The organism is Sedimentitalea arenosa, assembly GCF_016428585.1.
Lineage (GTDB): Bacteria > Pseudomonadota > Alphaproteobacteria > Rhodobacterales > Rhodobacteraceae > Sedimentitalea > Sedimentitalea arenosa.
Genome location: NZ_JAELVR010000011.1, coordinates 184,916 through 204,175, shown reverse-complemented (window position 1 = coordinate 204,175; position 19,260 = coordinate 184,916). Strand labels below are relative to the sequence as shown.

19 protein-coding genes and 1 tRNA gene are annotated in these 19,260 nt (G+C 61.8%); 6 read left to right on the top strand and 14 right to left on the bottom strand.

Going from position 1 to position 19,260, the window contains the following annotated elements:
- Positions 1 to 58: 58 nt before the first annotated feature.
- Together JF290_RS16480 and JF290_RS16475 are read right to left on the bottom strand one after the other, a co-directional pair.
- The gene (locus JF290_RS16480; protein WP_199025992.1) at positions 59 to 754 is read right to left on the bottom strand and encodes an FRG domain-containing protein; all 696 of its coding nucleotides are present in this window, start codon (positions 752 to 754) and stop codon (positions 59 to 61) included.
- A 66-nt stretch (positions 755 to 820) separates the two neighbouring features.
- Positions 821 to 1,450, bottom strand: a complete 630-nt coding sequence (locus JF290_RS16475; RefSeq protein ID WP_199025991.1) for a hypothetical protein — start codon at positions 1,448 to 1,450, stop codon at positions 821 to 823.
- Positions 1,451 to 2,555: 1,105 nt separating this feature from the next.
- Here JF290_RS16475 and JF290_RS16470 point away from each other — a divergent pair.
- Entirely contained in the window at positions 2,556 to 2,738 is a 183-nt protein-coding gene (locus JF290_RS16470; RefSeq protein ID WP_199025990.1) for a hypothetical protein, read from the top strand.
- 388 nt (positions 2,739 to 3,126) lie between these two features.
- Here the strand turns inward: JF290_RS16470 and JF290_RS16465 are convergent.
- From JF290_RS16465 to infA, 5 genes are all read right to left on the bottom strand, one after another.
- Positions 3,127 to 3,201 (bottom strand) — tRNA-Phe (locus JF290_RS16465).
- A gap of 83 nt (positions 3,202 to 3,284) precedes the next feature.
- Entirely contained in the window at positions 3,285 to 3,467 is a 183-nt protein-coding gene (locus JF290_RS16460) for a DNA gyrase inhibitor YacG (RefSeq protein ID WP_199025989.1), read from the bottom strand.
- A complete protein-coding gene (locus tag JF290_RS16455; RefSeq protein ID WP_199025988.1) occupies positions 3,464 to 4,486 on the bottom strand; it encodes a ribonuclease E/G in 1,023 nt (340 codons plus the stop codon). The genes JF290_RS16460 and JF290_RS16455 overlap by 4 nt, the downstream gene beginning before the upstream one ends.
- Positions 4,483 to 5,076: a Maf family protein gene (locus JF290_RS16450; protein ID WP_199025987.1), complete on the bottom strand. Its 594-nt coding sequence runs from the start codon at positions 5,074 to 5,076 to the stop codon at positions 4,483 to 4,485. Before JF290_RS16450 ends, JF290_RS16455 begins: the two co-directional genes overlap by 4 nt.
- A gap of 90 nt (positions 5,077 to 5,166) precedes the next feature.
- Positions 5,167 to 5,385 carry a translation initiation factor IF-1 gene (infA, locus tag JF290_RS16445; RefSeq protein ID WP_005978431.1) on the bottom strand — a complete coding sequence of 73 codons (219 nt, stop codon included), beginning with the start codon at positions 5,383 to 5,385 and terminating at the stop codon, positions 5,167 to 5,169.
- Positions 5,386 to 6,157: 772 nt separating this feature from the next.
- Here infA and JF290_RS16440 point away from each other — a divergent pair.
- Positions 6,158 to 7,972, top strand: a complete 1,815-nt coding sequence (locus JF290_RS16440) for a putative sodium/potassium/calcium exchanger (RefSeq protein ID WP_199025986.1) — start codon at positions 6,158 to 6,160, stop codon at positions 7,970 to 7,972.
- Between the two features lie 125 nt (positions 7,973 to 8,097).
- Here JF290_RS16440 and JF290_RS16435 read toward each other — a convergent pair whose 3' ends face one another.
- Complete coding sequence (locus tag JF290_RS16435) at positions 8,098 to 9,468, bottom strand: sensor histidine kinase (protein ID WP_199025985.1); 1,371 nt, start codon at positions 9,466 to 9,468, stop codon at positions 8,098 to 8,100.
- Complete coding sequence (locus tag JF290_RS16430) at positions 9,465 to 10,136, bottom strand: winged helix-turn-helix domain-containing protein (protein ID WP_199025999.1); 672 nt, start codon at positions 10,134 to 10,136, stop codon at positions 9,465 to 9,467. The genes JF290_RS16435 and JF290_RS16430 overlap by 4 nt, the downstream gene beginning before the upstream one ends.
- 212 nt (positions 10,137 to 10,348) lie before the next feature.
- Between JF290_RS16430 and JF290_RS16425 the strand changes: the two genes are divergently transcribed.
- The 3 genes from JF290_RS16425 (at position 10,349) to JF290_RS16415 (ending at position 13,487) form a co-directional block, all read left to right on the top strand.
- Positions 10,349 to 11,476 carry a Do family serine endopeptidase gene (locus JF290_RS16425; RefSeq protein WP_199025984.1) on the top strand — a complete coding sequence of 376 codons (1,128 nt, stop codon included), beginning with the start codon at positions 10,349 to 10,351 and terminating at the stop codon, positions 11,474 to 11,476.
- Between the two features lie 221 nt (positions 11,477 to 11,697).
- The gene (locus tag JF290_RS16420) at positions 11,698 to 12,831 is read left to right on the top strand and encodes a porin (RefSeq protein WP_233155463.1); all 1,134 of its coding nucleotides are present in this window, start codon (positions 11,698 to 11,700) and stop codon (positions 12,829 to 12,831) included.
- 62 nt (positions 12,832 to 12,893) lie between these two features.
- Positions 12,894 to 13,487, top strand: coding sequence for a LysE family translocator (locus JF290_RS16415; protein ID WP_199025982.1), 594 nt, complete (start codon positions 12,894 to 12,896; stop codon positions 13,485 to 13,487).
- A gap of 52 nt (positions 13,488 to 13,539) precedes the next feature.
- Here the strand turns inward: JF290_RS16415 and JF290_RS16410 are convergent, their stop codons facing one another.
- Complete coding sequence (locus tag JF290_RS16410) at positions 13,540 to 14,208, bottom strand: VPLPA-CTERM sorting domain-containing protein (RefSeq protein WP_199025981.1); 669 nt, start codon at positions 14,206 to 14,208, stop codon at positions 13,540 to 13,542.
- A gap of 172 nt (positions 14,209 to 14,380) precedes the next feature.
- Between JF290_RS16410 and JF290_RS16405 the strand changes: the two genes are divergently transcribed.
- Positions 14,381 to 15,343 (top strand): acetyl-CoA carboxylase carboxyltransferase subunit alpha, encoded by a 963-nt coding sequence (locus JF290_RS16405; RefSeq protein WP_199025980.1) that lies wholly within the window; start codon positions 14,381 to 14,383, stop codon positions 15,341 to 15,343.
- A gap of 24 nt (positions 15,344 to 15,367) precedes the next feature.
- On the opposite strand, the gene JF290_RS16400 is transcribed toward JF290_RS16405, so the two are convergent.
- From JF290_RS16400 to JF290_RS16385, 4 genes are all read right to left on the bottom strand, one after another.
- Positions 15,368 to 16,165 (bottom strand): ABC transporter permease, encoded by a 798-nt coding sequence (locus JF290_RS16400; RefSeq protein WP_199025979.1) that lies wholly within the window; start codon positions 16,163 to 16,165, stop codon positions 15,368 to 15,370.
- Complete coding sequence (locus JF290_RS16395; RefSeq protein WP_233155473.1) at positions 16,158 to 16,883, bottom strand: ABC transporter ATP-binding protein; 726 nt, start codon at positions 16,881 to 16,883, stop codon at positions 16,158 to 16,160. The genes JF290_RS16400 and JF290_RS16395 overlap by 8 nt, the downstream gene beginning before the upstream one ends.
- Positions 16,884 to 16,931: 48 nt before the next feature.
- Entirely contained in the window at positions 16,932 to 17,945 is a 1,014-nt protein-coding gene (locus tag JF290_RS16390) for an ABC transporter substrate-binding protein (protein ID WP_199025977.1), read from the bottom strand.
- Positions 17,946 to 18,081: 136 nt separating this feature from the next.
- A complete protein-coding gene (locus tag JF290_RS16385; protein ID WP_328701274.1) occupies positions 18,082 to 19,260 on the bottom strand; it encodes a YbfB/YjiJ family MFS transporter in 1,179 nt (392 codons plus the stop codon).

The following is a 19,260-nucleotide window of genomic DNA, read 5'->3' as shown; positions in this document are numbered from 1 at the left end:
GAAGTAGGGCTCCAGACGCGCCATCTGCGCATCCGTCAGCCAGAAAGGGTCAGACATATCACCGCTCCGTTTTCGTAGCCGCGAACCACGCAAACCGACCAAAATCAATGGGTCCTGAGCCTAAGTCCATTGCCCTCAGATGTCGGGAAAGAGGCTCAAAACAATTCGGGGTAATTGTGACTTTCCTAAGCAGGCCGGGGATCTTCTTCTCTCGGAAAAAGGCCTCAAGGTCATCCTGATCAATCTTGAGCATCGAAAATAGCCCCTTCTGGCTAAGAATCCGATCATCTTTTCTGTCTGAGTATTCAACAAAGACAAACTCATTCTCATCAATCTCTTCTGACACCTTCTTTCGATTCATGATCCAGAGCGCCGCCGGCTTTGTTTGATTTGTTGAAACTGCCTCAGTTTCAGCAAAGAACAATCCAATGTACGGGCTGTAAGACCAATCAAGAACTCTAGTCGGCAGGCCATAGTGCTGCGCAAGAGAGATCAAATCGCCCAAGGGCAGCGCATTTGGCAATATATGTGCCGCATCGGTCTTGAACTGCTCCATGCACAAGGTAAATCTTTCGTTTCGCCTCTTCAGAGAGCCACTCGCGCGTCGATCAAACGATGTCACCAACCCCCAATCTGACACACGCTGACCGCGAAAGACCAAATCCCTTCCCAGCAGGTCACCGCTAGTAACATCCTCAAGGTCGCGCAAAAGAAATCTCCAGTCGTCTAGAACGCGCTCCTCGATAACCATCATGATTTCAAGCTCCCACCAAAGGCCCAACCGGCCGACCGGCCATTACTTCCAAGTTGCAAACGTCATTTAAGCACGGAAAAATACGTACGTATCGTGGTTCATTGGCAAATCGGTCTGTTCGTTCACATCAGAGAAGTAATAGGATACATCGCCGCCTCCATTTTCCGGTCGGTAACCAATGAGGCCCTGGATCCAAAGTATATTCTCGAGCCGATTAAGGTTAAAGTTCTGCGCCATTGAGTTGTAGTCTTTATTTTCTCTTGTGAACTCTTGAATTGCCCCTGAGAGTTCCGACTTACTGAACACATCCTTTCCGATATGGCCAATGAAATTCTTCAATGGCTTTACGAATCCGTCGGTGAGGTTTGTCTGCATATTTTCCACTACTTCATCGACAAACCGATCCGAGACAGGGCCCTTTGACAAAAACTCCCTAAGTTGTTCATCGACTTCAAGCAGGTATCCTATGTCATCATCGTAGCTTGCAGCTACAAGATACGCCGAAGCAACTGTTATTAGCGCATTTGCAATCTCGCGCGATATATCCGATACGACCTTCTTGTATTTATCTGAAGTAATCCCCCTACTCTTTTCAATATCAGAGTATATACGATTGCCAAAACGAATCGTGTTTCGTGGCACAAAATTTGTATGACGCAGGAAGTAAGAAGTTACATCCTCGTCGCATTCTTTCATGTCATTATAAACGGTTTAGAAACCCAAAAGCGCTGGCAGATCTCTTACACTCGAGTCCCATTGAGAACTTGCCCTAGCGAGCCGACTCTGCGTCTGCTCAATCTTTGAAAATACAAATTGCTTCGATGCGCGCGGGGTCCAGAAAAGAAACAGAACATAGCTCGTATCAAGAAAACGGTCGGCATGATCCGACGACATTATTGTTCTGAATACTACGTCACGTAGAGTTATCATCACATGCAGATTTGGCCGTGCGTCGACATCACGTGCAAGCTTTATTACTGTATAAAAAAGTGCTCGTGTAATGTCCGTCAACACCGAGGGAGCGCGACGCATTTCATCGTCCAGAGAGTCAAGGTAGATGCAGATTGTGGGCGAGTTTCTTAGTATTCTGGCGCAGGTCGAGCGGAAGTTTGTTACAATCGGACTATACAGAAACTTTGAGAACTCCTCGAAGTCCTCAAAGTAGTTCGTGAGCACGTTAACTACCTCATACGCTTGGGTTGCTGATCGCAGTCCTAGAAGGCAGTTGCCATAAGTATACTCAATGCTCTCCAGATTTTCCTTCTTGTGGTTCCCAGAATGCATTCGTACGTATTCGTCGTCATACATGATGTACGTGATTGCAGAAACCAATAGCGCATAATCCCAAACTGCCTGCCACGAGTTGGTTCTAACTCGATGCTGCATGGTTGTGGAGAATCTAACCATGCTCTCCAGATTTGGAGCCTTGTTGCTTATTTCAACGGCAAATCGAGAGGGGTCTCTTTGAGATTCTTGAAAGAACTTCCTAATGCTAAGGGATTTTCCACTGCCTTTGCGGCCAACAATTACGCGATGCGCAAGAGATGAAAAATCAACTTTGACATCGTAACCCAACTCCAAATGATTCCTTAGTGCTTCAGTCGAACCGTCTGGTCGCCCCATGTACTCTACTGCCATCACGCCTCCTGCACCGTCGTCGAGGTAGGTTACACGACGTGGGGCGCACTTCAACTTCTTGAGTTACTTTTGCTAGGATTATGTAGACCATTGTCTTAATGTGTACTTTGGGGCCTTTCGTGTGTTCCGCAACAACACGAGTAGTTGCTTTTGCTCCGTACCGATGAACGAGCTGCGCTCCACCGATGGCATGTGGGGCATCTCGTTCGAATTCAACCTCTATCGGCTGGCGATCCTGTTCGTTGACGGGGACAAGTCGGATGGCAGGGAGAAGCGGTTCTACAAGTCGCTGATCGCCGGGGCGGTCGACCGCTTCGACTGCCTTCCGGAGAGACGGAAGGGATGACGAAGATGGCCCGGAGCCTGAAGGAAAAGCTTGCGACCCTCGACCCCTCCCGTCGGGTCGCTATCGAGGTGGAGGCGGATCGTCTCCATGCCGAATGCCTAAATCAGAAAGTACAGCGGGCGACCAATCCGCCGACTTAAGCGCCGCCGGAGTTCCATACCCGGCGGTCAGCCAATGGACCGTGGCTGGAGTGTCGCCTCCGACATCTTTTTCTAGGCTTCCAATCGTGAGCCCAGCACGAATCCCCGACCGCAACCGGGGGCGCGATTTCGTGCGCCGGAACGCGAACGTCTCACGAACAAAAAAGTCCCACTTTTGCCGAAGCACGAAAACGGTGGGACGATTTTTCCCCGCAACCCATTGATATCATTCACACTGAGAGGTGCTTTGGTGCCCGGGGGCGGAATCGAACCACCGACACGAGGATTTTCAATCCACTGCTCTACCCCTGAGCTACCCGGGCATGGGAAAGGCATCGGCCTTTGGGTGCCGGCGTTCTAGGCTCTGCGTGCTGTGGTGTCCAGAGGGATTCTGACCCCTGTGTCGTCAATGTGGTTTCTGTTGCGCGTCGTCGATTTCGTCGAGCGCTCTTTCGAGGTCTTCAGGGTCATCAGAGGGCACAGCATAGCTTCCGTTCAGCCATTTTCCGAGATCCCTGTCGGCACAAGGCCTCGAGCAGAACGGACGGTATTCGCGGCGGGTTTTCTCGCCGCAGATCGGACAGATCATGTGGGTCGCCCGGCCAGCGGCACGCGCCCACGTTTGCGCTGCAGTTCGAAGTGACCGAGTGGCGTCCAACCGACCAGCGCGGTTTCCTCGGGATCGGTGCGGAACGCGGCGCGCAAGGATGTCTCGAAGGCGCGGCGGTCCTTCTTGGGCATCGGTGCGAGGTCGAGCGTGATCTGTCCGCCGAGGCCGCGCACCCGGAGCGCCCGCGGCAGCACGCGCGCGCAAGCCATGTTGGCCTTGAGCCCCGCGGCGAGGGATGCATCCGCGCCCGTGTTCACGTCGATGGCGACGAGCGCACGGGTCGGTTCGATATAGAGGCTTCCACCGCCGGGCAGAGGCTCTCGCACCTCCAATGCCGCAGCGAGTGCTTCAAGCACGCCATGCGTTTCGAAACCGCCGGGCTCAGTCACGATATCTGCCGGCTCGACCCAATCCCGCCAAGCCAGCGCATGCGGATCGTCGCCATCAAGCAGCTTTTCCGCCTCTCCGCCAGCCTCTTGCATGATCTGTTCCGCAAGGGCGCGCATCTCGGCGATGTCCGTGGCGATCGCATCGGCATCGGCGCCGGCGCAGCTCGAGCGCAGGATCAGCCCGTGCTCGGCACCCGCCATTGCGTCATGGGCGATCTCGAGCAAGCGGTCGCGTTCCCCCTCGTCGCGGATGCTGCGCGACAGGTTCAGGCCTGGCGCATCGGGTGTGACAATGGCGTGGCGGCTTTTGAACAAGATCTTCGACGTCACTGGGATCGCCTTGCCGGGTTCGGCATAGCCGGTCACCTGGACGGTCAGCATGTCGCCGGGGGCGAGTCCGCGGATCTGGCGCAGGAAGGCCGGTCCGTCCGGCGTCGACAGGAACATGCCGCCCTGACCCTTGATCGGACGATCGGCACGCGCGCGATAGATCGTGCCGGGAGCGGGGGCATCGCTCTCGGTCAGGAAATCGTCGAGCTTGCCATCGATCATAAGGGCAGCGGCGGGCCGCCCGTTCCAGTGATCGAGAATGATGGTGCGACCCTTCATGAGGCAGACTGATACAGCGGAAAGCCCGCCGCCTGCAACAGGCCAGCCGTTTCGGCCAAAGGCAGTCCGACGATGCCTGTGAAGGATCCGGATATCCACGGTATGAAGGCGCTGGCCGGACCTTGGATCGCGTAGCCGCCCGCCTTGCCTTGCCAGTCATTCGTCGCGAGGTAGGCGGTACATTCGGTGTCGCACAGCCGTTTCATGCGGACCGCGCTGACCACCTCCCGCTCCCAGATCCGGGCGCCGCGACGGACCGCCACAGCGGTGATGACCCGGTGACGACGTCCCGAGAGCGCGCGCAGGAAGGCCGCGGCCTCGCCGGCGTCGGCCGGTTTGCCGAGAATGCGCCGGCCAAGCGCAACCGTGGTATCAGCACAGAGCACGATATCGTCTTCTTCGGCGGCCACCGTCGCGACCTTCTCGCGGGCGATCCGGGCGCAATAGGGCCGGGGCAGTTCGCCTTTCGCCGGCGTTTCATCGATCTCGGGGGGGCGTACGTCGTCGGGAGCCACGCCCAATTGGGCGAGCAGGTCGAGCCGCCTCGGGCTGCCCGATCCCAGGATAAGTTTCGGTCTCGATGTGGTCATCAGGTGCACCCAGACGAAGGATCGGGTGTCGGGCCGCGGTCCGCATTCCGCAAACCGCCAGCCCTTCGGGAAGCGAAAGCTGTTTCCGCCTTACTTGAAGCGATAGTTGATCCGGCCCTTGGTCAGATCGTAGGGTGTCATTTCGACTTGCACCTTGTCGCCGGCCAGAACCCGGATGCGATTCTTGCGCATCTTGCCTGCCGTGTGTGCGATGATTTCATGGCCATTCTCAAGTTCGACCCGAAACGTCGCATTGGGCAGGAGTTCCTTCACGACGCCGGGGAATTCGAGAGTGTCTTCCTTGGCCATGTTGTCTCCTTGGTGGTGAGTCCCGCCGTATGGCAGGCCGTGCGGTTAGATGATGCCTTTTCAGTTGCATTTCAAGCACACATTCGGGTTTCGCCGTCTTTTGTGACCGAATTGAAACGCGACGCGGGAATTCGCTGTCGCGCCACACGCAAGGGTTGCTTGTAGCCATGGCCGACCGTCGGGACCATGGCCGACCGGCGTGGCGATGGAGAGGGCGATCAAGGTCTCGCTGGCATCCAACCGGTTGTCAGGCGCTGTTCAGGCCCCACCTCGTCCTTCCGGCGTCGTCGCGCGGCAGGGTAAGGGATTCCCGCCTGTGAAATGGTTAACGGACAGTGTAGTAAGGATGGACAAGCTATTTGACCTGACGTGAACGGCACAATTTGGCCGCACGTTGCATTCAACACCGACTCCTTTTGCGCCACTTTTCGGCGCTGATTGCAAGAGCATCAAAAGACGACCCATTCGACCCGGTTTGTGTTGACGATCAGCCTTTGCCGGGACCGAATTATCGGCCGAGCACCTGCTTCCCCGCCAGATTGGTCGGGGATTCGTCACCCAAGACGGCGACTGACATCAGAGAAGCAGACCCACGGCCTTTTCCGACGGACAGCTTTCGTTTCAGCAAGCACACGGAGTCGAACGTGTCCGTCACCAGTGCGCTCGCCATTTTGGCGCGCGTTTCCCCAGCAACCGGCCGGCCACGATTTTGGTCCGGCCCTGTCGCGAATGGCTTATCGGCCGTTCCCGCAACAACTATTGGAGCACTGAAATGACTTGGAATATTGATTTTCCGACCACCGCCATCTTCGATCGGGACATATCCGACACTTCGGGGATGGACATTTTCCTCCTGTCCCCGGCCGAAGCCCGCGCAATTCGTGGCGGAGCACCGGTACCCGACGCCCCACAGACATGGGACGAGGGCGATGAAGGCGACGAAGCCAACGAAGGCAACGAGACCGACGAAGGTGACGAAGGCAACGAAGGCAACGAGGGCAACGAGCCTCATCTCTTCGACGAGGGCAATGAGGGCAACGAACTCACCCTTTTTGACGAGGGTGACGAGGGCAACGAAGTGACCCTCAACGACGAAGGCAACGAAGGCAACGAGTACACGCCCAACGACGAAGGCAACGAGGGCAACGAATTCACCACCACCGGTGCCGATGAAGGCAACGAGGGCAATGAGTTCGCGACCACGGGCGCCGACGAAGGCAACGAAGGCAACGAGGCGTCGCCCTTCGACGAAGGCGACGAAAACAACGAAGGCGACGAGGGCAACGAAGGCAACGAGTTCGGCCTGGACGAGGGCAACGAGGGCAACGAAGCCTCGCCCAATGACGAGGGCAACGAGGGCAACGAGCCGGCCGACCCCGACTTTGCTGGAAACGAAGGCGACGAGGGCAACGAATTCAACGAATTCCTGCCTGATCCCTTCGGCATCTTCGGTGACGAGGGCAATGAAGGCGATGAAGGCAATGAAGGCAACGAACCGCATCTGTTCGATGAGGGCAACGAAGGCAACGAAGCGTCGCCCTTCGATGAAGGTGACGAAAACAACGAAGGCGACGAAGGCAACGAAGGCAACGAGTTCGGCCTGGACGAAGGCAACGAGGGCAACGAAGCCTCGCCCAACGACGAGGGCAACGAGGGCAACGAGAACTCGGTGAACGACGAAGGCGATGAAGGCAACGAGAACTCGGTGAACGATGAAGGCAACGAGGGCAATGAATTCACGCCCAACGACGAGGGCGACGAAGGCAATGAATTCACGCCCAACGACGAAGGCGACGAAGGCAACGAATTCACGCCCAACGACGATGGCAATGAAGGCAACGAACCGGTCGATCCCGACTTCAATGGCGATGAAGGTGATGAAGGCAACGAGGACGATGAGGCCGATGAGGGCAATGAAGGCGTCGAGGCGTCCTCGGTCGACGAAGGCGACGAGGGTAACGAATTCACGCCCAACGACGAAGGCAACGAAGGCAACGAAGGAAACGAGGGCAACGAAGGCGACGAACGTGGCCGCGACGAGGGCAACGAAGGCAACGAGGGCAATGAAGGGAACGAAGGCAACGAACGGGGCCGCGACGAAGGCAACGAAGGCAACGAGTCGGCCAATGACGGCAGCGACGACGGCAACGAAGGCAATGAGGGTAACGAAGGCAACGAAGGCGACGAGCCCGGCCGCGATGAGGGCAATGAAGGCAATGAAGGCAACGAAGGAAATGAGGGCAACGAGCCTGGCCGCGACGAAGGCAACGAGGGCAATGAGTTCACCCCGAACGACGAGGGGGACGAAGGCAACGAAGCCGACAATGCCGGATCCGAAGGGAATGAAGGCAATGAGGGCGACGAGGGCAACGAGCCGATCGAACCGGGCGACGAGGTCAATCCTCCGGGTCCGGGCGGGTTCGCCTGCGGGGCCGATGGCGGCGCCGACGAATACGGCGCCGACGATGCCTGCGGGGCTGACGCCTGTGCCATCGATGCGGGTGGACCTTCGGGTGCCGCCGAAGACGCTGACGATGTGCTTGGAGCAGACCTGTCCGGTGGACTGGATATCGATCCCGGTGTCTGAGGCTTGAAGCCAGACCAAATCCGGGCGGGGCGGTGTGCGATGCGCGCCGCCCCGTTCACATGCGCGCCGATGAACCGCCCGTCAATCGCGCATCTCTTGCCGATCGTCGGAGACCGGGCCGGCTGTCAGGAACTACCTGGCCCGACGACATCCGGGAATGTCAGCACGACCCGCAGGCCCGGAGCGTTGTCTTCCAGCCGCATCTCGGCGCCATGGAGCCGCGCGACAACCGAGACGAGGCTCAGGCCGAGGCCGCTGCCCGGTGTTCCGCGGCTCCGGTCAAGGCGGTAGAGACGGCGCAGCACGTTCTCGCGTTCTGCCTCGGGAATCCCCGGGCCGCTATCGCTGACGGCGAGCCGCACGGCCGGGCCCGATAATTTGAGCGCGACGGTTATCCGGCTGCCGGGCGGCGTGTGACGCAGCGCGTTTTCCACCAGATTGGCCAGCAGTTGTAGCAGCAGGTCGCGATCGCCCGGCACGGCGGGCACATCCGGGGCGAGGTCGGCGGCCAGGACGTGGCCGGTCTCGGCGGCGCTCGGTTCGTAGAGATCCACGCAGATCGCGACCAACGCGCCAAGGTCGACGGGCCGGAAACGGGACCGCGGCGTGCCGGACTCGATCTGGGCGATCTGCAGCAGAGAGCCGAAGACGGACACGATCCTGTCGATCTCGGCCTGCGCCCTGTCCAGATCTTCGGCCGCCGCCCCGGTCAATTCCGCGTGGCGGGACAATTCGTCTAGATGCACCGCGACCCGCTGGATCGGCGTCTTGAGATCATGCGCGATATCCGATGATACCTGCTTGATCGCGGCGACCGAGCTTTCCTGTGCCTCCGCCATCTGGTCGATTCGGCCGGCGATCTCGGCCAGGTCGTCCGACCAGGCGGGCACCGCGCCGACCCGCGCCTTGAGGTCGCCGGTGGTCAGCTTGTCCAGTGTATGGGCCACGGCCTGCACGTTGCGTGCGCTGCGCCGGGCCAGGAGCACGCCGCCGGACAGCGCGACGAGCACGGTCGGAACGAGACTCAGCACGAGGATGTTGAGAAAGCCGCGCCGCAGCGCCGCGATCTCCGAGCGACTGCGCGCGATGGTCAGCTGACCGCCGTGCAGCGCCGCGGTCAGTGCCAGGTATTGTCCGGTCAGTCGCGGGCTGTCCTGCGACAGCGATACCACGTGATAGCCTTCCGAATCGCGCGCCAGCGCCGCGTTGCCATAGTGGCGCAGGTTCGGCGCGAAGTAGCTCAGCACCATGCGCTCGGGATCGGTTTCGCGGGCCTCGGCTTCGACCAGTTGCGCCAGCGCCAGCGCATTGGGTGCAGCGCGGAAGCCCGCCATGCGTTGCGTCAGATCGTTGCGCAGCGCCTGGTCGAACGAGCGGGCCGTCACGAGGTAGGTCGCCGTGAGGCTGATCAGGCTGACCAGCGTGAACAGCAGCACCAGTGCGAGGGCCAGCCGCAGCGGCATCGACCGCAGCAGGGAGGTGAGACGCGCCTTCACGCGTCGATCCGGTATCCGGCGCCGCGCACCGTCTTGATGAGTTCCGTGTCGAAAGGCTTGTCGACCTTGGCACGCAGGCGGCTGATATGGGTTTCGACCACGTTGGTCATCGGGTCGAAGCTGATGTCCCAGATCGCCTCGAGCAGCATTGTCCGGGTCTGGACCCGACCCTTGCGTCGCAACAAGTGCTCGAGAATGGCGAATTCGCGCGGCAGCAGGTCGATCGTCACCCCATCGCGCGTCACCTTGCGCGCGATCAGGTCCATCTCGAGCCCACCGGCCTTGAGCACCGTGTCCTGCTCCTGCGCCGGGGGACGGCGGGCGAGCGCGGCCACGCGAGCGGACAGTTCGCCAAAGGCGAAAGGCTTGACGAGGTAGTCGTCGCCACCCGCGTTCAGCCCACCGATCCGGTCCTCGACGCTTCCCAGCGAGGTCAGGAAGAGGGCCGGCGTGCGGTTGCCCGCGGCGCGCAGGGTCTTGATCAGGGTCAGCCCGTCGATCTCTGGCAGCATGCGATCCACGATCATCACGTCATGGGTGCCGCCGGTCGCCTCGATCAGGCCCGCCCGCCCGTCGGTGACGAGGTCGACGCTGTGGCCCTCTTCGCGCAGACCGCGGGCAATGAATTGTCCTGTGGTTTCGTCATCCTCGATGACCAGTATCTTCATCTCGTCCTCTGCTTCATGCCCGACCTGCGCCGGGCCGCGCCCGTGATGTAGGCATTCCGGCGCCATCTGCGACCCCTTGTCGAGACTACAGCGCCGCGCCCGGCTTGTCCGTAGCCGGGCGCCAAGATTGCAAATTTGTATAGCCGGGCAAATCGGCGTGTAAGGCGGGCCTACCATCTGTGCCGCATCAGTCAAAGGAACGGAGAGCATCCATGACACATCTGACACAGCGCGCCTCGCGCGCAACCGGGCTGGCGCTGGCCGTCGCGCTGGCCACCACCACCAGCGCCATCGCGCTGGCGCCCCAAGCCGCCTACGCGGTGCCTGCCGGCGGCTATGCCGATCTCGTGGAAACCGTTGCACCCAGCGTCGTTTTCATCGAAGTCACGACAGGCGTCGCCGAGGCCGATTTCCAACCGGGTCTGCCCGAGGGCCTGCCTGAAGCGCTCAAGCGGCGGTTCGGCGACCTGATGCCGGGGCAGCCGGGCGGGCCGCGGCAGGCACCTCGCCAGGGCGTCGGGTCGGGTTTCATCATCTCGCAGGACGGCAAGATCGTGACCAACCACCACGTCGTTGCCGATGCCGAGCGGGTCAATGTCAAACTGGCCGACGGGCGCAGTCTGGAAGCGCGTGTGGTCGGCAGCGACCCGCTGACCGATATCGCGCTGCTGCAGGTCGAAAGTGACGAAGCGCTGCCCGCCGTGGCCTTCGGCACGTCTGACGAAATCCGCGTCGGCGACGAGGTGGTTGCCGTCGGCAACCCGTTCGGGCTCGGCGGCACCGTCACCTCGGGCATCGTCTCGGCGATGTCGCGCAATATCAATGCCGGCCCCTATGACGACTTCATCCAGACCGATGCCGCGATCAACCGGGGCAACTCGGGCGGCCCGCTGTTCAATGCCGAGGGCGAGGTGATCGGGGTCAACACGGCGATCTTCTCGCCGGATGGTGGCTCCGTCGGGATCGGTTTCGCCGTGCCGTCGGACCTCGTCCAGACCGTGGTGGCCGACCTGGAGGACGATGGCAAGGTGACGCGCGGCTGGCTGGGGGTTCAGATTCGGCCGATGTCGGACGAAGTGGCCTCGGTGCTCGGCTATGATCAGCCCAAGGGCGCGGTGATCGAAGCGGTGACCGACGACAGCCCGGCCGAAAAGGCGGGACTGAAAGAGGGCGACATCATCCTGTCCTTTGACGGTGCCGAGATCTCGGAATTGCGGGACCTGACCCGCGCCGTTGCCGGCACACAACCCGATGTGGCGGCCGAGGTAACGCTGCTGCGCAAGGGTGAGACGGTCACCCAGGAGGTCGTGATCGGCACGCTCGATCTGCAGAATACCTGATGAAACCGTCCGGCGGCGCGGACTCTCGCGCCGCCGGTTCCAAGGATTAGACTTTGTCAAATTGTCAGCCGGTCTGATATTCCTGTCTGCAAGCATTCTTCTTCGCGCGCTGCGCGGACCCGATCGGAGAACCTGCATTGCCGGCATTCAAGACGCTCCCCGGCGCCGATTCGCCCCGCGCCCGCACTGTCGCGAGGCTCCTCGCCACCGCGTTGCTCTGCATGTTCGCGGTCACGGCGCAGGCTCAGGAAGAGGTCGAAGACGACACTCCGTTTTCCGAACCCGAAGACGATTGGCGCGTCTGGAAGCTGTTCACCGGTCAGCCGATCATTTTCTACGGCCAGATCAACCCTGCTGTCGTGCAATATGATGATGGTGCCGTGACACGCACCTATTCTCCAGTCGGCAACTCCAACAAGACGTCGCGCCTGGGGTTTCGCTGGCACATCCGCCAGTTCGGGGACTGGTCGCCTCTCGTCCGGGTCGAGGTCGGATTGTCCGCGCGTCCCTCAAAGACCGTGAACATCGAGGATCCGGGCAGCAACAGCTGGTCCTCGCGCGAAGGCGACCTGCGCAAGCTGGAACTCGTCGTCTACAATGATCGCTTTGGTGCGTTCTCCTTCGGTCAGGGCAGCATGGCGACGGATGGCATCACCGAGGTCGACTATTCGGGCACACGGCTCGCGGCCTTTTCCAATGTCGGCCAGATCGCGGCGTCCCAACTTCTCAGAAACCGGGACGGGCAGCTATCGCAGCTTCAGATCGGTGATTTCATCGACAATTTCGAAGGTGCCAACGTCACCGGCGCCTACCCGGATGGCAGCCGCAAGATGCGGTTCCGATACGATACGCCGAACTTCAACGGGTTCGTCTTTTCGACTGCCTTCGGCAACGAAGTGCTGCGCGACGAGGGCGAAACCAATGTGGATGCGGCGCTGACCTATGAGGGAGTGTTCGGTGAGTACAAGTTCGCCGCCGGCGCGGGGTACAGTTGGCAGAGCGAAACACGCGTTCTGTCGGGGTCAGCGACCGTGCTGCACGATCCGAGCGGGCTCAGCCTGACCGCGGCTCTTGGTGGTGAGCGTGACGGCGGCAGTTTCGCTTATCTGAAGGCGGGCGTTCAAAGATCGTTCTGGTCGGTTGGGAGCACTTTTCTGTCCGTTGACTTCTATCGCGGCACAAATATCGAATCCGATGGCACGTTGGCCACTTCCTACGGTCTCGCGATGGTGCAGGCCTTCGACAAGCCGGGACTCGAGGCCTATGCGCTGATCCGCAGCTATGACATCAAGCAGCCCGGCGCGACGTTCGACAACGGCCTTGTCACCATGATCGGGGCGAGTTGGCAATTCTGATTGCATACCGGAAGTGACAGGCCTGTTCCCATTGCCCACGGTATCGCGCATAAGCCGACAGCATGACGTACGATCTTCTGATGGGGCTGGCGCTTTTCGCCTTCGTGTCCTCGATCACACCAGGGCCGAACAACCTGATGCTGATGGCATCCGGGGCGAATTTTGGATTCCGGCGGACCATCCCGCACATGCTGGGCGTGGGTCTTGGCTTTGTCTTGATGATCCTGATGCTCGGCGCGGGGCTCGTGCAGGTGTTCACAACCTATCCGCAGAGCTACACCGTGCTCAAGGTCGCAAGCGTGGTCTATCTGCTTTTCCTCGCGTGGAAAATTGCCACCGCAGCGCCGGTGCGGGACGCCGGTGTGGCGGGCACGCCCATGACGTTCCTGCAGGCGGCGGCCTTCCAATGGGTCAATCCCAAGGCCTGGGCAATGGCGCTGACCGCGTTGAGTGTCTACACCCCGTCGCAGAGCTTCGCTGCGGTCGTGTTCGTCGCCGTGGTATTCGGTGCGATCAACATTCCCTCTGTCGGGAGCTGGACGGTCTTGGGCCAGCAGATGAAGCGCGTCCTGACCAGCCCGGGGCGTCTGGCAACATTCAACTGGACGATGGCGGCGCTGCTTGTCGCGTCGCTCTACCCGGTGCTGTGGCCCTGACACGAAAAAGACCCGCACCGGGCGGGCCTTTCCCGTCGCCGGAGCGCTTGGCTCAGGCCGACCGTCGCCGCAGCCAGACCAGGCCACCCAGCGCAGTCAGGATCAGCGGCAGTCCGGCCGGAAGCGGGACCGCCGTTACGTTCACGTTGATCGCCGCGAATTCGCCGCCATCGACGCCGAAGCGAAAGCTGTATTCGCCTACCGCGAAGGGATCGAACGTTCCGCCGGACAGGAAATTGAACCCGAGGTTCTCACTGCCCTCAAAGACAGATCCACTTGCCTGAATCGGCCCGCCCAACAGGGTCGAAAGGTCGTTCCCGGCGGCCGGGTCAAGATCGTAGTAGAAGCTCAGGTTCGCATCCGCCAGATTGCCGGAGCTCTCCGCGTAGAAGCTGAAGTTCCAGAGCGACAGACCGGGCGCACTTTCGCCGGCCCGCGCCGTGTAGGTGCCGGCACCGTCATTGGTAAGGGCCGGACTACCGAAACGTGGCGTCGCGATGATCCCGACGCGCACCCGGTCGTCGCCGACGGTGAAATCAGTGATGGCCGCCGGATTTGTCGGAATCCCCGAGCCGCCGAACGTCACCTCGAGGCCGTCCAGCGTTGTCAGATCGTCGAACCTGTTGAATTGCGGCGTCACCGACGCGGCGGACGCCATCGTGCCCATTGCCAGAGCCGCGCCGAACAATCCGCCGACACCAGTTTTCAGTCCGTTTCGCATGGATATGTGGTTCCTTCCCGTTCTTCCCTATACGTTTCTGTCGCTGGCTCTCTTTCGCGTCAAGGCCGGATTGCCTGGTTTCGCCTTGGCGCGTTCCGGCAAGCGATCGCAGCGGGGAATTGCAAACCGCCGGGCCTTTGGCCATATACGGTGCAACTCATGGAGCGCGGTGATGACGCAGTATCTTGATTTCGAAAAACCCCTGGCCGAGATCGAAGGCAAGGCCGAGGAGTTGCGCGCTCTGGCCCGTACGAATACCGAGATGGATGTCGCGGACGAGGCGGCAGCACTTGATGCCAAGGCGGCGAAACTGCTTGACGATCTCTACAAGGACCTGACGCCTTGGCGGAAATGCCAGATCGCACGTCATCCAGAACGCCCGCACTGCAAGGACTACATCGCCGAGCTTTTCACCGAGTTCACGCCTTTGGCGGGAGATCGCAATTTCGCCGACGATCTTGCCGTGATCGGCGGTTTGGCGCGCTTTCAGGACCGACCCGTCATGGTCATCGGCCACGAGAAGGGCCATGATACCAAGTCTCGGATCGAGCGAAATTTCGGCATGGCCCGGCCAGAGGGTTACCGAAAGGCCGTGCGCCTGATGAAGACCGCGGACCGCTTCGGCCTGCCGGTCGTCACCCTTGTCGACACTGCCGGTGCCTATCCCGGCAAGGGCGCCGAGGAGCGCGGGCAATCCGAGGCCATCGCCCGCTCGACCGAGGTCTGCCTGCAAGTCGGTGTGCCGCTGGTCAGCGTGATCATCGGCGAGGGCGGATCGGGCGGTGCCGTCGCGTTCGCTACGGCGAACCGCGTCGCGATGTTGGAGCACTCGATCTACTCGGTCATCAGCCCCGAAGGCTGTGCCTCGATCCTCTGGAAGAACGCCGAGAAGATGCGCGAGGCCGCAGAGGCGCTGCGTCTGACTGCGCAGGATCTCAAGAAGCTGGGCGTGATCGACCGTATCATCACTGAACCCAAAGGTGGCGCCCACCGGGCAAGGACCGAGACGATGGAAACGGTCGGCACCGCCATAGCCCAGATGCTCAAGGACCTCGACGGCAAGGACCGCGCGGCCCTGATCGCGGACCGCCGCCGCAAATTCCTGGACATGGGGTCCAAGGGACTGGCGGCCTGATCGGGAGCCCGAGGCGCGCGCACCTCAGGTCCGCCAGCGCAGCAGACGTGTCTCGAGCCGCCCGATCACCCAACTGGTCAGAACGCCCAGTGCCGACAGGATGACCACGCCCGCGAACAGCCGCTCGAGGTCGTAGAGCGCCCCTGCCTGCAGGATGTAAGCGCCGATGCCGAACTCGGCCCCGAGCATCTCGGCAGCGACCAGCAGGATGATTCCGATCGCGATCGACACACGCATCCCCGACAGAATGCCGGGCAGCGCCCCCGGCAGCACGATCTTGCGCACAATCGACAGCCAACTCAGGCCGAAACTCTGCCCCATGCGGATCAGGGTTCGGTCGACGTTGTCGACTGCGCCGTAGGTCGCCACCACAGTCGGCGTGAAGGTTCCGAGCGCGATCAGCGCATATTTGCTGGCCTCATCGATACCGAACCAGATGACGAAAAGGGGCAGCAATGCGATCTTGGGGATCGGAAAAAGGGCGGCGACCAGTGGGATCAGCCCGGCGCGGACATGGCTGAACAGTCCGATCAGGATGCCGACCCCGATACCTGCGGACACCCCGAGAACTGCACCGACCGCCAGTCGGGACAGCGAGGGGGCCAGGTGCGTCCATAACATCCCCGAGCGGGCAAGGTCGACCAGCGTCATCGCCACGTCGCTGGGTTGCGGCAGCGTCAGGTTCGAAATCCAGCCCGTTCGCGTGCCCCATTCTATCAGCGCCAGCAACGTCACGAAAACGATCAGCCCGACCCCGCGTTTTGCCACCGGGCGAAACCCGCCGCCGCGAAACGGCACCGGACGGATGTGCGTCTCAGACATCCAGCAACTCCTGATCGGCGGCCATCGCCTCGTCCTTCATCAGGTGCCACAGGTGCTGTTGCACCGAGTCCAACCGCGCATCGCCCACACCGCGCTCGTCCAGCGGCATGTCGATTTCGAGCATCTCTCGCAGCCGGCCCGGCCGGCGTGAGAGCACCGCCACGCGATGACCCAGGCGCACGGCCTCAGCCAGGTTGTGCGTGACATAGACGGCTGTAAAGGGTTGCCGGGCCCACAGACCCACAAGATCCTCCATCAGCAACTCGCGGGTCTGTGCGTCCAGTGCCGACAGAGGCTCGTCCAGCAGCATCACCGCCGGGTTGACCGCCAGCGCGCGGGCGATGGCGACTCGCTGTTTCATTCCGCCGGACAACTGCCGGGGCAGGGCGTTGCGAAAGGCCGACAGGTTGGTGCGGGCCAGAACGTCGTCGATGATCGCGGCGCGCTCGTCGCCATCCAGCCGGTGATCCTCCAGCACCAGCGTGACGTTTCCGCCGACGCTGCGCCAGGGCAGCAGGGCGAAGTCCTGAAACACGTAGGTCAGCGGGTTCAGACAGCCGGGCGGCGGCGCGCCGTCCTGCAGCACGCGTCCCTCGTCAGGCCGCTCAAGCCCGCCGATCAGCCGCAGCAGCGTGGACTTTCCGCATCCCGACGGTCCCACGATGCAGAGGATCTCGCCGGTCGGAATACGCAGGTCGATATCCTGCAGCACCGGCATGTCGCCATACCGGTGCGTCACCTTTTCAAGCGTCAGTTCCACCCGGGCTTACGTCATCTCGGCATAGCTCGGATCAACCAGCGTCTCGGTGGTGATGCTGTCCTTGATCAGCCCCTCCGACTTGAACCATTCGACCTGGTCGGAGACCGAACCCATGTTCAGCGACGCGTTCTTGTTAAGCCGCATCGCGCCGTTCACGATCGACTTGCTGGCCTTTTCATAGGGCTGATCCGCGTAGACGTATTTATGGATGAGTTTGACCATGTCGTCGGCACCGTCCTCGCCCGCGATCTTGTCCACCAGCGCGGCGTTGAAATCATCCGCCCCGCGCGAGAACGCCCGCAGGAAGGCTTCGGTGCGGGCGCGCTCCTTGGCCGCATTCGCCGCGGAGGTGAAGACCGTCGTGACCTGGTAGTCGGGCAGGTAGTCCGCCACCATCCCGATCTGCTGCACCGCGCCGCCACCGACCAGCGCCTTGCCGATATGGGGCACGATGGTCCAGGCATCGACCTGGCCCGACTTCATCGCGCCGATGATCGCGCCGACCTTCTGCAGGGGCTTGTAGCTCAGGCTCGCACTCTCGGCCGCGCCGATCTTGGCGCCCATGTAGTGGAAGGATGATCCGGGCTGCGTCACTGCAAAGCTTTTGCCGTCCAGCATCGCGGGGGCGGTCAATCCGGCCTCGAATGCCGGATTGCTGGCCAGGATCATCTGCCCGTCGATCCCCGGTTCCTCGCTCAGCGCGCCGCCGATCACCTTGGCCGCACCCTTTTCGGCCAGCGAGATCAGACCACCGGAAATCGCTGTTACCGCGTAGTCCGCATCTCCCGAGGCGATCGCCACTGCCATCGGTTGCGCGGCCTCGAAGAAGCGGAAATTGACGTCCAGACCTTCTTCGGCAAAATAGCCGCGTTCGAATGCGACGAAGCTGGCCGCGTGGCTGGTGAAACGCAGCGCCCCCACGTTGATGGCCGTATTGGCCAGCACCGGGGATCCGATCATCGGCAACGCCGCCGCGCCACCGATCAGGCCCAATGCACCCCTGCGGGAAATTCCTGTCATGTCCTGTCCTCCCAAACAGATCGGACCGCACCCTGTGGCGGCCCCGCCGCCCGCTTTATCGCGAGATGCGGCCGCAAGCGCAATCGTCCAAGGCGCCTAGCGGTTACAAATCCCCCGCCGGTAGCAAGCCTGTGCCCTATCTTTTCTCCAACGGGCGCTGGAATAGGGCGACCGCTGCCCCCAGCGCCAGAACTGCTGCCGCCCCCAGCAGCCCGTCACCGATCGTGCCGCTTCGATCGCCCAGCCAGCCGGCCGCCGAAGGGCCGATGGTCTGCGCCACCGCGAAGACCACGGTGAACCGGCTGATCGCCGCGCCCCAGTCGGGCATCGGCAGGTTGTGCCGGATGAAACTGGTGACCGCGCCCGGCGCCATGAAGACCGAAAGCCCGAAGACTACGGCCGACACCACGAATCCCGTCGCGCCGGGCAACATCACCGGCAACGCCGATCCGATGGCGATGCAGGCAAGGATCATTGCCAGCGGCAGACCCGACGGGAAGCGCGCGAAGACGGGCCGCCAGATGAAGGGCGACAGGCTCTGGCACAGGCCCAGCATAACCCAGACCAGCGCAATCAGTCCGGCGCCCGCATCCTGCGCGCTCATCCAGGCGACGAGGAAGGTCATGTAGACGATGTAGCCGAGCCCGAAGCTGGCATAGCCTGCGTATTCCGCCAGCATCCGCCGGTTCGGCAGCGGCCGCAGATCCTGCGCCGCCTGCACCGGCGCGTGCAATTGCCGCGCTGCCCACAGGCTCAGCGGCAGGAACAGCACGCTGCATCCGCCCACGACGATCCAGCCCCAGGCCCAGGAGGACGGCCCGAACACGTCCAGGAGAAGCGGCAATGACGCCCCGGCCAGCACGATCCCCAGCCCGCCGCCGAACCCGAACAGAAGCGCGATGGCCAGCGCGTTGCGCCGCGCGTCGGTCTGGAACAGTTGCGCAGCCAACGCGCCACTGGTGGAAAACGACATCGCGCCGAACACTCCCGCCGCGACTCGCCAGAGGGTCTGCCACCACAGCGCCTCGTGCAGTCCGGTGGCGAGCAGCGCCAGCGTCGTCGTCACCATGCCGAACCCGAACAGGCGCGAGGGCGACACCCGCGTGATCAGCCAAAGCGTGAGCAGCGCGCCGACGATATAGCCGATGGCGTTGCCGGTGTTCAGCCACCCGGCCTGGGCATAGCTCCACCCCAGTTCGCTGCGCATCGCCGGCAACAGCAACCCATAGGCGAAACGCGCGAAGCCGTTGGTCACGCACATGCCGAGCGCGAGACCGACGAGAACCAGCCACGGCCGCGCAGGCGGGTTGGTCAC

What these genes read in the sequence shown, in the direction of transcription:
- JF290_RS16475 (WP_199025991.1), bottom strand. Translation starts at nt 1,450, where the DNA reads ATGAAAGAATGCGACGAGGATGTAACTTCTTACTTCCTGCGTCATACA.
- JF290_RS16480 (WP_199025992.1), bottom strand. Translation starts at nt 754, where the DNA reads ATGATGGTTATCGAGGAGCGCGTTCTAGACGACTGGAGATTTCTTTTG.
- JF290_RS16430 (WP_199025999.1), bottom strand. Translation starts at nt 10,136, where the DNA reads ATGAAGATACTGGTCATCGAGGATGACGAAACCACAGGACAATTCATT.
- JF290_RS16455 (WP_199025988.1), bottom strand. Translation starts at nt 4,486, where the DNA reads ATGAAGGGTCGCACCATCATTCTCGATCACTGGAACGGGCGGCCCGCC.
- JF290_RS16410 (WP_199025981.1), bottom strand. Translation starts at nt 14,208, where the DNA reads ATGCGAAACGGACTGAAAACTGGTGTCGGCGGATTGTTCGGCGCGGCT.
- JF290_RS16395 (WP_233155473.1), bottom strand. Translation starts at nt 16,883, where the DNA reads ATGCCGGTGCTGCAGGATATCGACCTGCGTATTCCGACCGGCGAGATC.
- JF290_RS16460 (WP_199025989.1), bottom strand. Translation starts at nt 3,467, where the DNA reads ATGATCTGTCCGATCTGCGGCGAGAAAACCCGCCGCGAATACCGTCCG.
- JF290_RS16440 (WP_199025986.1), top strand. Translation starts at nt 6,158, where the DNA reads ATGACTTGGAATATTGATTTTCCGACCACCGCCATCTTCGATCGGGAC.
- JF290_RS16425 (WP_199025984.1), top strand. Translation starts at nt 10,349, where the DNA reads ATGACACATCTGACACAGCGCGCCTCGCGCGCAACCGGGCTGGCGCTG.
- JF290_RS16390 (WP_199025977.1), bottom strand. Translation starts at nt 17,945, where the DNA reads ATGACAGGAATTTCCCGCAGGGGTGCATTGGGCCTGATCGGTGGCGCG.
- JF290_RS16450 (WP_199025987.1), bottom strand. Translation starts at nt 5,076, where the DNA reads ATGACCACATCGAGACCGAAACTTATCCTGGGATCGGGCAGCCCGAGG.
- JF290_RS16400 (WP_199025979.1), bottom strand. Translation starts at nt 16,165, where the DNA reads ATGTCTGAGACGCACATCCGTCCGGTGCCGTTTCGCGGCGGCGGGTTT.
- JF290_RS16420 (WP_233155463.1), top strand. Translation starts at nt 11,698, where the DNA reads ATGTTCGCGGTCACGGCGCAGGCTCAGGAAGAGGTCGAAGACGACACT.
- infA (WP_005978431.1), bottom strand. Translation starts at nt 5,385, where the DNA reads ATGGCCAAGGAAGACACTCTCGAATTCCCCGGCGTCGTGAAGGAACTC.
- JF290_RS16415 (WP_199025982.1), top strand. Translation starts at nt 12,894, where the DNA reads ATGACGTACGATCTTCTGATGGGGCTGGCGCTTTTCGCCTTCGTGTCC.
- JF290_RS16470 (WP_199025990.1), top strand. Translation starts at nt 2,556, where the DNA reads ATGAACGAGCTGCGCTCCACCGATGGCATGTGGGGCATCTCGTTCGAA.
- JF290_RS16405 (WP_199025980.1), top strand. Translation starts at nt 14,381, where the DNA reads ATGACGCAGTATCTTGATTTCGAAAAACCCCTGGCCGAGATCGAAGGC.